The sequence below is a fragment of the Chryseobacterium sp. MYb264 genome (genome assembly GCF_035974275.1).
In the GTDB taxonomy this organism is placed as follows: Bacteria; Bacteroidota; Bacteroidia; order Flavobacteriales; family Weeksellaceae; genus Chryseobacterium.
Genome location: NZ_CP142422.1, coordinates 3,820,223 through 3,833,810 on the forward strand (window position 1 = coordinate 3,820,223; position 13,588 = coordinate 3,833,810).

Below are 13,588 nucleotides of genomic sequence, written 5' to 3' on the forward strand. Positions count from 1 at the left end.
TTTCTGTTTTTTCTGCCACAAATATAGCAAAAATCCCGGCGAAAAGCCGGGATTGATATTTATAAAATCTAATATTTTAATGAATTAGAAGTTGAAAGACAATGTTGCTGCCCAAGTTGTTCCAAAACCGAAATAAGCACGGTTAGCTGTTGCAACTCCATTATACATTCTACCAGCTTCTTCATAAGTTTTTCCTTTATCAGGATCAGTATTTCCTGTAATTTTATCTGTTCCGAAGATACTTGTAGCAGAATCAGAGATATAAATTTTATTGAACAAGTTATAAACGTTAGCTCCGATAGTGAAGAACTGAGCTTGGTTTTGCAATCTGATTTTGTATGAGACACCTACATCAAATAGGTTAAAGTCAGGTAACTTAAGAACTCCTCTTTCTTGTGCTGAAACATTTGTAAATGATCCTGCATCAATTGTAGAATATAATTTTCCAACATATCTCCAAGTTCCGAAGATGTTAAGATCTTTTACTGGTTTTACAGTAAGTCCTAATGAAGCAGTCATTTGAGGGATACTGTTGTTCCCTGATCCTCCCACTTTTACTTTATCTAAATATAGTTCATTTCCTGAAGAACCAGCTAAAGTAACAGGGTTGTTGTTATCATCAAATGCAGCTACAGAAGCATTTCCTTTATAATAATAATCTCCCCAAGAGAACATTCCGTTAATTTCTAAGAAATTAGTAGGTTTGTAAGTTCCATCGAACTCAACTCCCTGGTGAATCTCAGTAATACCGTTGATTTCTGCGTAACCAGTAGTGGTTGTATTATCAGGAAGTGTAAATGTCTGGCTAGTTTTTCTTAACCATCTGTCTTTCCACTGAGTCCTATATAAGTTTACATTCGCGCTGAATTTTGCAGATCTGAAACCATACCCAACTTCAGCAGAAGCGATTTTTTCGTTAGTTAATGTAGGGTTGATAAGCTGTTGGTTGCTTGGGTATACCGTATTTAAGAAAGGTTGCTTGCTGTAATAACCTAAGTTTGCAAAAACGTTATGGTTTTCATTGATGTTATAGTTAGCACCTCCTTTAAAGTTGTATCCAAAAGTATTTTTGAAACCAGTTTTTGTATTAACAGTTTGACCTTTTAAAGTGCTGCCATCTACAACATAGTTGTCAATTCTCTGATATCCTTGGTTAGAAACCGATCCCTGTAAGAATGCAGATAATTTATCTTTAGTGTATTCTACCTGACCGAATGCGCTGTACCAAAGTACTTCTCCGTCATTGCTGTATCCTACTTGATCCTCAGCTGGAGCTAATTTTCCTCCAAAAGGATTCCAAGAAAGTTTTTTATAATCGTAAAGAGCATTTACAATTCTTGGAGCAGATAAATTTTTGTTTGCATTGTCTTTATATCCTGCAGCTCCATATAGGTCTGTAAGAACTTGATAGTGATAACCATAGTAGTATCTGTCATCTGTACCAATTGAGAAATTCCAATTGTCATTAATTTGATGTTGAAAATTTGCTAAAATACCATACCAGTTGTGAGAGTTGATGTTTGATCTACGAACGATAGTACTTCCTGCACCTGCAGTATTTAAATCAACTGCTGCGTTTGCTGCAAAAATAGCATCATAATTAATGTGTCCTGAAGTATCTAGAAAACTAGCATCATTGATTGACTTGCCACCTAGTCTACCCAAGTCACCAGTTCCACCACCTCTACCATTAGACATGTATGCTACTGTACTTAGTTTAGACTTTTCGCTCATTGTCCAATCCCAGTTCAACATCATTACTGGTTTAGAATAGTAATTAGCTCTGTTTGCTAATGGCACTCTGTTACCCGATGAATCTGTGTAGTAACCAAAGTCAGAATTGTATCTTCTGTAAGGCGTTCCATCATTGTCCGGATTAAAGTTAATGTAGTTTTGAATTGTTGGAGCGTACGTTCTTTGATCGTGCCACTGAGGAGCAGATGTTATCGTAAACTGTAAGTTATGCTTTTTATTGATTTCATAACCTAATGCTAAATAGTAAGCATAAGATTCGTAGTCTGTATTTTCGATATAAGTACCTCCAGACTGTCTGCTCATTAAGAATGATGCTGAAACTCCATTTTCAGCTTTTCCTGTGTTATAAGCAAAAGATGTTTTTAAATAGTCATTATTACCAACTCCTAATCTAATAACACCACCTTTTTTCATGTCAGAAGACTTGGTAATGAAGTTCATCGTACCTCCCACAGAAGCAATAGCCAATTTAGAAGAACCAAGACCTCTCTGTACCTGCATGAAACTTGTTACGTCAGATAAACCAGTCCAGTTGGAGAAATAAACGGATCCGCCCTCCATATCATTTACAGGCATACCGTTTACCATTACCGCAATGTTTCTGGATTCAAAACCACGCATCACAATCTGAGAGTCTCCAAAACCACCACCACCTTTTGTAGCATATACTGAAGGTGTTGTATTAAGCAATTCAACAAGCTCTTGATTTCCTTGTCTTTCTAGGATCTGTGCAGCTTTAATAGTAGATGCAGCAACTGGTGTCTTTCTATCCTTTGCGATATCGGTTACACCTCTTAGGATTACCTCTTCAATGTCTTTGGATTTTGAAACAGTATCCTGAACTTGCTGAGCGTAATAGACACTAGCTGTTGATAAGGTAATTACCGCAGTTAGAATCGATTTGTTGATTAATTTCATAATCGTTAGTAATAGTTAGATTTAAATTTTATGCAAAATTGAGGAAATAAAATTTAACTAATATTAACTGTATGTTAATTTTTACTTAATACCTTTTAGGTTTAATTTGTTGATTTGTAATGAATTGAATAATAATTGACATTTTGCATGAAAAAAATCATATTAATGAATTTTTAACAATATTGGGGTATTTTTATTAAAAATTCAACGCTATTTCACTGCCTTGAGACTGAGGTCGATATTTTGTGCGGAGTGCGTGAGAGCACCTACAGAGATGAAGTTAACCCCTGTGGCAGCAATTTCTTTTAACATATCTCGGGTGATTCCCCCCGATGCTTCTGACTCACAAGAACCGTTGATCATCTCTACAGCCTGCTTCATTGTTTTCACATCCATGTTATCCAACATGATTCTGTCAACTTTTGCTTTTATGGCTTCCTGAACTTCTTCAAGGTTTCTTGTCTCAACCTCAATTTTAAGTTTTTTCTTGGTCTTTTTAACGTAGTCTTTCGCCATTTTTACCGCATTGGTGATGCTTCCGTTATAATCAACGTGATTATCTTTTAACATAATCATATCATAAAGACCGTATCGGTGATTGGTTCCGCCACCAATTGCCACCGCCCATTTTTCACAAACTCTGAAATTAGGAGTTGTTTTTCTGGTGTCTAATAATTTTGTTTTTGTTCCTACCAGTCTGGAATCCCAGTCGTGGGTTAAAGTAGCGATTCCGCTCATTCTCTGCATACAGTTCAGCACTAATCTTTCCGTTGAAAGGATTGATCTTGCGCTTCCGGTAACGATCATAGCGATGTCTCCAACTTTTGCAGGAGTTCCGTCTTTGATGAAAGTTTTAATTTTCAGGTCTTTATCAAACGTGTTAAAAATAATTTCAGCCAGTTCCACACCCGCCAGAATACAATCTTCTTTTACCAGCAATTTGGCACTTTGCTCCAAATCCTTCGGAATGGTCGAAAGGGTAGAGTGATCTCCATCCTGAATATCTTCTTCCAAAGCATTTTTTATGAATTGTTTTAAAACTTTATCGGTAACGTATGCTGGTCTTTTCATTTTTATTTGATTTTAGGCTAGATCCTTATTGTAAAATGCTCCTTTATTTTCCTTCATTTCCATTGATTGGGTAATGATGAGGTAAGCAACGGTTGTTAAATTTCTCAGTTCCGAAAGTTGCGGCGAAAGAATAGAGTAGTGATAAATTTCATCTACCGCAGCAGCGATTTCCTGATGTTTTTGCAAAGCCATGCTCAGACGGCGGTTGCTTCTTACGATTCCTACCAGGTCACTCATCATTTCCTGAAGCTGTTTTCTTAGATAAGAAATAATAACCATCTCATCCATGATTTTCATTCCCTCTTCATTCCATTCCGGAACGGCCTTAAGATCTTCAAAGTTGAAATTATTTTCATTTAAAAGATCGACCGTCGTCATTGCGGCACTGTGCCCGAAAACAAGTCCTTCCAATAATGAGTTTGAAGCAAGCCTGTTCGCTCCGTGAAGACCGGAATTGGTGCATTCGCCCACCGCAAAAAGATTTTTGATTGAAGATTGTCCGTCCTTATCAATTTCAATGCCACCCATCAGATAATGGCAAGCCGGAACTACAGGAATCAATTGCGTAAAGGGGTCAATTCCTTCGTCTTTACATTTTTTATAAATATTCGGAAAATGTTCTAAGAATTTTTCGTGATCCATTTCTTTACAGTTAAGCCCCACAAATTCATCTCCTGTGATTTTCATCTCAGCATCAATGGCTCTTGCTACGATATCCCGGGAGGCCAGTTCTTCACGTTCATCATATTTATGCATGAATTTTTCACCTCTTTTGGTTCTTAATTTGGCTCCGTCACCGCGGACGGCTTCAGAAATTAAAAATAACATACCATCCATTTTGCTATACAAAGCGGTGGGATGAAACTGATAATACTGCATATTGGAAACCTTACCTTTTGCTCTCGCAACAAAAGCGATTCCGTCACCGGTTGCTATCGTCGGATTTGTCGTGTTTTTGTAAACGTGACCGGCTCCTCCTGTCGCAACCAATGTTATTTTTGAGGTAATTTTTTTGATAGATTTAGACTTTTCATCTAAGATATAGGCGCCATAACAGTGGATGTCCCCTTCATTTAATTCTTTTCCGGGAACATGATGCTGGGTAATGATATCGATAACGTAATGATGATCGAGAATTTCAATATTCGGGCTTGTTTTGGCGGTTTGCAATAAAGCTCTTTCAATCTCAAAGCCGGTAATGTCTTTGTGGTGAACAATTCTGTTTTCCGTGTGACCGCCCTCTCTTCCTAAAGCAAATTCACCATTTTTCATATCGAAATTAGCGCCCCATTCCACAATTTCGTTGAATCTTGCGGGAGCTTCTTTCACTACCATTTCGACAACATCGCGTTTGTTTTCGCCGTCTCCGGCACGCATCGTGTCTTCAATATGTTTGTCGAAATTATCGTTTTTAGAATCAGTGACAACCGCAAGCCCGCCTTGTGCGTATTTGGTGTTGCTTTCATCTTCATCAGATTTGGTAACAATGATTATTTTGGCATCGGGGAGCTGCTCAGAAACTTTTATGGCATAAGAAAGTCCCGAGATTCCGGAACCAATTACTAATACATCCGCTTTTATCATATGCTTGCTTTAGGTACAATCGTCTAAATAACTAGATAAATTTAAACAATTTTTCGTTTGGTTTTCTTACTTTTTTCATGTGCTGGAAATGATCTTCCTCCGAACGGTAGCCTAATGCGAGGGTGACGGTTACTTTTTCGGTTTCAGGATTGATGTTGAGAACGTCTTCAATCATATCCTGTCGGAAGCCTTCCATCGGGCAGGTATCTACATTTTCAATCGCTGCGGCATACATTAAATTTGCCAGAACAATATAGGACTGTTTCTCTGCCCAGTTGAAAATTTCATCAGTGGTTTTCTGATTAATATGCTGGCTGATGCTGTTTTTGAAAAGCTGCAGATTTTCGATCGGTGTTTCGCGAACATCAGAAATATGCCTGAAATACCCATTGATATAGCTTTCGTCTACTGTTTTTTTGGAAACAATGATTACTAAATGAGAACAGGTAGAAATCTGCGATGGATTATAGAATGCAGGGATCAGTTTCTGTTTCATCTCTTCACTTTCAGCCACCAGAATTTTATATGGCTGAAGCCCAAGTGAGCTTGCCGATAATTTTCCGGATTCAAGAATGTTGTGAAGAGTTTCCTGAGGAATAATTTCGTTGTTGAATTTCTTTACAGAATATCTTCTGCTTAAAGCTTCCAAATAATTCATAAGACAAATTTAAGAATTGAAGCTGAATAAAGTGGATTTAAAATAAAAAAGAATCACTTCAGTCCGCGAAGTGATTCTTTCTTTTTATAATGAATGATTATTAGGTTTTTAATCTCTGTTCTTTACAACAATCCAGCCTGAGAATTTGTAGGGGGTGCTGTGCTTGTTGTTTTCGTTCCAGGTTACAGAATACCAGTAATTTCCTGTCGGAACCTTTCGTCCTCCAACAGTTCCGTCCCATTTGTATCCGTTGGATTTATCTCCCTGATGTATTTTAGCTCCATACCGGTCGAAAATACTGAAAACAAGGCTTTGTTTTCCTGCCAGCGAGGAGTAGTCGATTACGTCATTAACACCATCACCATTAGGAGTAATAACATTAATCAAGTTGGGAACCACGATTGGAATGATAATCGGGTCACAGTCATAGGCGTCTTTTACATACACGGTATGATCTCCCCTTGAAATATTATTAAATATATTAGAGTCCTGCCAATGTACATTATCTAATGAGTACTGATAAGGAGCAGTGCCTCCGATTACATTTACGGTCACCGTATTAGCAGTGATGTCCACATTGGTAACCACGGGTTGTTCTGCCGGTATTACCTTTACCTGCTGAACTGCAATACAGTCTCCTGTTTTTAATTCAACAGTATAGATGCCCACTCCGACATTGCTAATGCTTTGGGTTGTTGCCCCTGTACTCCACGTGTAGCCATTAAATCCGGGACCTGCGTCCAGTGTTGTGGTATCTTCAATACAAATAATTTTGTCTTTTAATATGGTTGAATATACCGGCGGAATAACTTCGAGTGTTACTTTTGCAATGGCATAACATCCCTGAGCGCTGGTAACTCTTATATAGATGACACCGTTAGGAGCTGTATAATTGCCTGGATTTGGTATTGCATTGGTCATATTAACTGCGTCTGTTTGTGAAGGATAATATGTTTTTGTAATACCGGTTTGTGTACTTACAGCAGCGGCAGTAAGATTAAAGGTTGCCATTGAAGGATTGGGCTGCAGGAAGCATGATCTTAAAACCGCATTATTCACAATCACTTCTGGATAGTGGTTTAGTGTAACCTCTGCAATATCTGTACATCCCTGTGGTGTTGTTACCCTGACGAAAATTTTTCCCGGAGCCGCCTCATAGGCATTAGGATTTTGAATAGGATTGATGTTATTTGTCAGGTCAAACATCGTATTGAAAAATTCTAATGTAGAGCCTGGTACACTTGATACGGCTGCAGTTGTCAAATCAAAAACGGCAACTCCTGCATTGTTATTATTGCAGCTTGTTAAAGAGGCATCATCAGCGGCAAAGGGGGAGGGGTTTAATACAATCTGTCCGTCTCCGTTATCGCATAAAGTAGCTGAAGGATCTTTCACGACCACGTTAATGGTTACCGGTCCTGAATACTGAAAAGCATTGGGGTTGGTAATAATGGCACCGTTAGCGGAGTAAGTGAAGGTGTAGTTAGCCGGATTTGTTACAAACTGATTCTGGTAGGTTGTTAGATCTACTGTCCCATTTCCTGTGGCTGGGTTTACGCAAACAAAAGGCGTAATTGTATTGGTTAAAAGAGGGACTTTGTCAATAAAAATTTTAGCATTTTTTATCGAATGTCTTGCTGAGGCTCCTCCTGTAGCTGCCGAGAAACCAAAGTAACCGATAGTCATTCCTACGGCACCTCCTGAAGGGGCAAAAGTTTGAGAGACAATGGTATTGCCGTCAATTTTAATAATGATATCCCAATCATCAGGGTTTGACATATTGGTTTGTCCATTTACTTCAACGTGTCTGTAAGTTGCTCCTACGAAAGGTTGTGTAGGATTAAGATCTGGAGAGTGAAAAGTACTTCCGGCAATATTGTTATATTCAATATTCGGATTTCCTGCAGGTGTATTATTAGTTCCGTATAAAACGTGAACTTTACTCATCTGGCCTTCTGTACTATTGTTGAAAATATCGAATCCTACCATTAAACCATTGGCATTAGCCGGAATTCCTAAACCACCTCCGGAAGTAAATCCTGTGGGAGGATTGTTCAGATACCAAAAAGTAAATCCGTCACCACGTCCGAAAGAGGTGGTTCCATTACCGTCAATTCTGAAATCAAATTCTACTTTCCATTTATCGCAGTATTTTAGGTTGATAGGAGTTGATAATTTAATAGCTCCGTATTGCCCTCCAATATCTGGGGTCAGCTGAATAAAGTCTCCGTTGACCTGAGCGCTGGATACCAGATCCCAGCCATTGGTGTCCACGGGATCGCCGGCGAGCTGATAAGTCTGAGCAAATAAATTTCCGGACAAGCTCAGTAAGGTAGTTAAGAAAAAAGTGAGTAGAGTTTTTTTCATTTCAAGCGAGTTGGTTAGTTTATTAAGTTGTAAATGTATTGATTTTTAATCGTTTTGTTTCTTTTTTATTTATGACTTTGTGATGGAAATTAACTTTATCATGCGGAATATTTAATGAATTGGGTTATGTCGTGTTTTTGTCCTAATTCATTGTCTTTTTTAGGTTGATTTTCTGGTGTTCCACGGTCATCGACGAAAAAATCACTCCCGAGAAGGGGGAGTGATTATTGGCTGAATGTCTATTCTTTGTTTTTCACCAGGATCCATCCTGAGTATTGGGTAGGCGTACTGTTTTTGTTGTTTTCATTCCATGTGATGGTGTACCAGTACGTTCCGGTCAGGATTTTTTTGCCTGATGCTGTCCCGTCCCATGTGTAGTTTCTCATTTTATCTGCAAGATAAAGTTTGTTTCCATATCGGTCATAAACGGTAAAAACGAGATTTTTCTTATAAGCTAATGCTGAATAATCAATCACGTCATTGATATTATCTCCGTTAGGAGTGATGGCGTTGATGAGATTCGGTACGGTGATCTGGACGTGTACAGGATCGCAATTGTAAGAATCTTTTACATATACTATGACTTCGCCCCGGGCTAATCCACTGAAAATATTGGATTCCTGCCAGTTGGTACCGTCAAGAGAATATTGGTAAGGAGCATTGCCTCCGTTTACATTTACTGTGATGGTGTTGTTGGTAATATCAATTGTTGAAATCACGGGCTGCGAAGCGGGGATAACCTTTACGTTCTGGACGGTAAAACAGTTATCGGTCTGTAGTTTTACCCAATAAGTTCCAACAGGAACCCCCTGAATGCTTTGGGTAGTTGCTCCAGTACTCCATTCGTAGCTTAAGAAGCCTGAGCCGGCATCCAGATCCGTTCTGCTATCGATACAGATGGTCTTGTCTTTTAATAAAGAGGAGTATACCGGAGGATTAACAATCAGATTAATTTTTGTAATCATATAACAGCCGTTTCCATCGGTTATTTTTGTGTAAACAACTCCGGTGGTTGAAATATAGGCCTCAGGATTGATAATTTCATTGGTTCCGTTAACAGCATTGTTTACTGTGGTATAGTATTTCTTTGTTGCCGTTGTTAGGGTGGTGACATTAGCTTTGGTAAGATCAAAAGATCCGGAGGTTATATTGCTGTCAATATAACATGATTCCAATGTGTCTTCGCTGGTAGGAATGGCAGCATAAAACGTAAGAGTGACTTCTGCAGTGTCCATACACCCCTGAGGGGTTGTTACTTTCACATATACTTTTCCAGGTGCTGACACATAGTTGTTAATGTTCAGTATCTCATTCGTACCTGCTGAGAGGTCATTCATGGTTTTGTAGAACTTTTTCACGGCTCCTATGACATTGGTTACAGGAGCGTCGGCAAGGTTAAAGCTGCCTGTTCCTGCATTGTTGTTATTACAAGCCTGAATCGTTACGTTATCTGCTCTTAAAGGTGCTAATGTTAAAAGTATTTTTCCGTCCGGATTGTCGCAGAGGATACCTGCGTTGTCCTTTACAACAACAGATACGGTGGTGTTTGCAGCAAACTGAAAAGCGGTAGGATTGGTAATGGCTACGCCGCCGGGAGTGAAATACGTGAAAGTATAGTTGCCGGGGTTGGCCACAAACTGATTCTGATAAGTAGTAAGATTGACGGTCCCCTGGTTAGTGGTAGGGTTAGGACAAAATGTGGCAGAAACAGAAGGTTGATTAATCGTAACTTTATCGGTGTATATCTTCACATTTTTAATAGAATGTCTGGATCGGTTTCCACCGGTAGAAGCGGAGAATCCAAAATAACCGACGGTCATTCCTGCGGCGGCGCCGGATGGAGCGAAGTCCTGATTACAGATCACATTACCGTCGATTGTAATCTTAATGGTCCAGCTTTGGGTACCCGGTACCACATCGGCAGTTACTTCCACGTGTTTAAATGTAGCTCCCTGGAAGGGTAGGGTCGTATTCATGTCATTAGAGTGAAAAGAGCTTCCTGCAACATTAAAAAACTCAACATTATTGTTGTCTGTGGTATTGGCTACCTGGCCGTAGGCAACATGCACCTTGCTCATAACAGCTGTAGTGGTATTGTTGTAAGTATCTAATCCCACAATAAGGCCTACGGCATTCTGGGAAACACCGAGTCCGGAACCTAAAACGCTGGCTACAGGTGGGTTCTGAAGGTACCAGAATGCCAGTCCGTCTCCATTTGCTGTTTGGTTGGAATCCATCCTGAAGTCAAATTCCACTTTCCATTTATCGCAATATTTAAGGTTGATAGGATCATTCAGTCGTATGGATCCGGATTGATTATTGGTATCTGGGGTAAGCTGAATAAATTCACCTCCCGGTTCCAGTATGGTAGGGGAAACCATTGTCCATCCTGTTGTACTGATAGGGCTTCCTGCCAGTTGGTACGTTTGTGAGAACAAATGCCCTGAGCAACATAGAAAAAAGAGGGAGAAATAAAGCAGTAGTTTTTTATCCATTTAATATATCACATTTATTAGAGGTGTAAAGATATTAAATTCCTCTTAATAAATATGTATTTAGTATTAATTTAATAAAATTTTCCGCTTATTTGATGAGTAAATTTAGATAAGGTGATGAAAAATTAAATACTATTTATTTATTGAGACTCGGATGATCTGTATGAAGAAAGATTAAAATAATGAATTATTTTCCATGTTTTCGAAATAGGTGTCAATCTCCAAATCGGAGGAAGCTGCCGCTGCTACGGCCAGTTGGTCACAAAGTTCATTTTCAAAATGGCCTGCATGCCCCTTTATCCAGTGCATTGAGGGAGAATGAGTGGTATACAGTTCTACAAATCTTTTCCAGAGGTCAGGATTCTTTACGTTTTTCCAGCCCCTTTTTATCCATCCGTTAATCCAGTTTTGATTAACCGCGTCAGAAACATATTTGCTGTCCGTATAGACGTGGATTTCGTTTTCCGTGGATTTTAATTTTTCCAGAGCCGTGATTACGGCCAGAAGCTCCATTCTGTTATTGGTTGTTTTCCTGAACCCTTTTGAAAATGTTTTTTGATATTTTTTTTCGGGAACACGCATAAGAATTCCGTAACCTCCTTTTCCAGGATTTCCGCTGCAAGCTCCGTCTGTGTAAATCTCGATTTTCAAAATTTTATTGAATTAATTTTTTTTTGTATTATCGCTCTGAGCTTGTCGAAGAGTTTTGAAGGCTTCGACAGACTCAGCCTGACATTTCTAATACTAAGAGCCTGTTTAAAATTTTACCGTTTTATTTATTATCCTTAATGAAGTTGATCTTTGCTCAATTTTGATGCTATTTTGAGCGTATTTTTCACTTCCTATTTTTGATTTAGCCCGCTAAATCTGCAAACCCGAAGCAAAAAATCCATCTCAAAATAGCTATAAAAATTTTTGGCAATAAAATTTAAACAGCCTCTAAGAATTTTTTCTTTATTGTTTATGAAAGATGTAACCTTAATCTTATGTTCAAAATTATTTAAAATGGAAAATCATCATCGTCATCCAAATCGTTCATTGAAGAACCTGAAAGTTTTGAACTATCCGGCAAATCAAATGCTGCACCCGGCTGAATAGTCGTTTTAATTTTATCAAAACCACTTGGCTCATTGGATCCAAAACCACTTGGGAATCCGCCTCCGTTTCCGCCATCAAAAGCAGCTTCAATATCTGCAAATTTGGCAAAATGTTTTAAGAAAGATAATCTTACATCGGCAGTTGCACCGTTTCTGTGCTTTGCAATAATTAATTCTGCCTGATTTTCCGTTGAGGTTTCCTGTCCTTCTTCATCATTATCCCAAACGGTAATTTTATAATATTCCGGTCTGAAGATGAATGATACAATATCGGCATCCTGCTCAATCGCTCCGGATTCCCTCAAGTCAGAAAGCTGAGGTCTTTTTCCGGGACGCGTTTCCACACTACGGGAAAGCTGGGAAAGTGCAATTACAGGAACGTTCAATTCTTTTGCAATCGCTTTTAATGAACGGGAAATCATGGAAATTTCCTGCTCACGGTTTCCTGCTCCTTTTCCGCCACCTCCTGCTGTCATCAGCTGAAGGTAATCGACCATTATAATTCTTACGCCGTGCTGCATTACCAGTCGTCGGCATTTTGCACGGAAGTCGAAGATCGAAAGGGAAGGAGTTTCGTCTATATATAAAGGAGCATTTTCCAGTTCAGATACGTTGGAGAACAGTCTTTGCCACTCTTCATCGTCCAAAGTTCCTTTTCTTAATTTTTCTGATGAAATTCTTGTTTCGGAAGCAATCATTCTGGTGATCAACTGTACCGATGCCATCTCGAGAGAGAATAGCGCCATCGGGATTTTGTGACCTACCGCGATATTTCTCGCCATGGAAAGAAGGAAGGCCGTTTTTCCCATCGCGGGACGTGCCGCAATAATAATTAAATCTGAATTCTGCCAACCTCCGGTTTCTTTATCCACATCTCGAAATCCTGAAGGTACTCCGGAAAGTCCTTCTTTGTCTTTCAAAGATTTTATGGTATCGATCGCCTGTTTTACTAATGAATTGGCAGTATCGAATCCTTTTTTAATAGTTCCGTTGGTAATTTCAAAAAATGATTGTTCGGCTTTATCCAACAGTTCAAAAACGTCGGTTGATTCTTTGTAAGACGAATCAATTACATTGGCAGAAACATTAATTAAACTTCTTAAAATATATTTTTCAAGGATAACGCGAACGTGATATTCGATGTGAGCAGATGAGCTTACTCCCATTGTAAGATCAATAATATAATGATCTCCGCCCGCTGAAGACAGCTTATCTTCTTTTTTCAAATCCTGAATAATCGTCATAAGATCGACAGGATGGTTTCCTTCGTAAAGTTTTAAAATAGAAGCAAAAATTACCTGATGTCTCGGATCGTAAAAAACATCAGGAGTCAGTAAATCAATAGAATGGTCGAGCCCTTTTTTATCAATTAAAAAAGTACCAATGATCAAACGTTCAAAATCTACTGCATTAGGAGGCATTTTTCCATCAGCAATTGACAGCTCTTTCGCGAAGTTTCCGTGGGTAAGAGATGATAATGTTTCTTTCTGCGCCATGCTGCAAAGATAGCTTATTTGATAAGGAATTAAAAAATACTAGCCAAGATTTATTGTGGATAAGTTCTAAAATCTTTGTATTAATGGTATTTCTTAAAGTGTATAAAAAAATCACCTCAAACAGGTTGAGGTGATTTAAGTTAAATA

Annotated in this window: 8 protein-coding genes; all 8 read right to left on the reverse strand. The window is 38.7% G+C overall.

Going from position 1 to position 13,588, the window contains the following annotated elements; translation table 11 throughout:
* Positions 1-84: 84 nt before the first annotated feature.
* The 8 genes from VUJ46_RS16600 to dnaB all read right to left on the reverse strand — a co-directional run bounded on the left by VUJ46_RS16600 (position 85) and on the right by dnaB (position 13,441).
* On the reverse strand, positions 85-2,673 hold the full coding sequence (locus VUJ46_RS16600) for a TonB-dependent receptor (RefSeq protein ID WP_326981836.1): 2,589 nt from the start codon (positions 2,671-2,673) through the stop codon (positions 85-87).
* A 210-nt stretch (positions 2,674-2,883) separates the two neighbouring features.
* Positions 2,884-3,744: a carboxylating nicotinate-nucleotide diphosphorylase gene (gene nadC, locus VUJ46_RS16605; protein WP_326981837.1), complete on the reverse strand. Its 861-nt coding sequence runs from the start codon at positions 3,742-3,744 to the stop codon at positions 2,884-2,886.
* Positions 3,745-3,756: 12 nt separating this feature from the next.
* Complete coding sequence (nadB, locus tag VUJ46_RS16610) at positions 3,757-5,328, reverse strand: L-aspartate oxidase (RefSeq protein ID WP_326981838.1); 1,572 nt, start codon at positions 5,326-5,328, stop codon at positions 3,757-3,759.
* Positions 5,329-5,359: 31 nt separating this feature from the next.
* Positions 5,360-5,986, reverse strand: a complete 627-nt coding sequence (locus VUJ46_RS16615) for an NAD(P)H-dependent oxidoreductase (protein ID WP_326981839.1) — start codon at positions 5,984-5,986, stop codon at positions 5,360-5,362.
* A gap of 108 nt (positions 5,987-6,094) precedes the next feature.
* Entirely contained in the window at positions 6,095-8,353 is a 2,259-nt protein-coding gene (locus VUJ46_RS16620; protein WP_326981840.1) for a T9SS type B sorting domain-containing protein, read from the reverse strand.
* Positions 8,354-8,592: 239 nt separating this feature from the next.
* Positions 8,593-10,848 carry a T9SS type B sorting domain-containing protein gene (locus tag VUJ46_RS16625; protein ID WP_326981841.1) on the reverse strand — a complete coding sequence of 752 codons (2,256 nt, stop codon included), beginning with the start codon at positions 10,846-10,848 and terminating at the stop codon, positions 8,593-8,595.
* Between the two features lie 174 nt (positions 10,849-11,022).
* Positions 11,023-11,499, reverse strand: a complete 477-nt coding sequence (gene rnhA / locus VUJ46_RS16630; protein WP_326981842.1) for a ribonuclease HI — start codon at positions 11,497-11,499, stop codon at positions 11,023-11,025.
* Positions 11,500-11,848: 349 nt separating this feature from the next.
* On the reverse strand, positions 11,849-13,441 hold the full coding sequence (dnaB, locus tag VUJ46_RS16635) for a replicative DNA helicase (protein ID WP_326981843.1): 1,593 nt from the start codon (positions 13,439-13,441) through the stop codon (positions 11,849-11,851).
* Positions 13,442-13,588 lie beyond the last annotated feature (147 nt).

Bases quoted from the DNA above. Each gene is read 5' to 3' on its own strand.
- VUJ46_RS16600 (WP_326981836.1), bottom strand. From the start codon at position 2,673: ATGAAATTAATCAACAAATCGATTCTAACTGCGGTAATTACCTTATCA.
- nadC (WP_326981837.1), bottom strand. From the start codon at position 3,744: ATGAAAAGACCAGCATACGTTACCGATAAAGTTTTAAAACAATTCATA.
- nadB (WP_326981838.1), bottom strand. From the start codon at position 5,328: ATGATAAAAGCGGATGTATTAGTAATTGGTTCCGGAATCTCGGGACTT.
- VUJ46_RS16615 (WP_326981839.1), bottom strand. From the start codon at position 5,986: ATGAATTATTTGGAAGCTTTAAGCAGAAGATATTCTGTAAAGAAATTC.
- VUJ46_RS16620 (WP_326981840.1), bottom strand. From the start codon at position 8,353: ATGAAAAAAACTCTACTCACTTTTTTCTTAACTACCTTACTGAGCTTG.
- VUJ46_RS16625 (WP_326981841.1), bottom strand. From the start codon at position 10,848: ATGGATAAAAAACTACTGCTTTATTTCTCCCTCTTTTTTCTATGTTGC.
- dnaB (WP_326981843.1), bottom strand. From the start codon at position 13,441: ATGGCGCAGAAAGAAACATTATCATCTCTTACCCACGGAAACTTCGCG.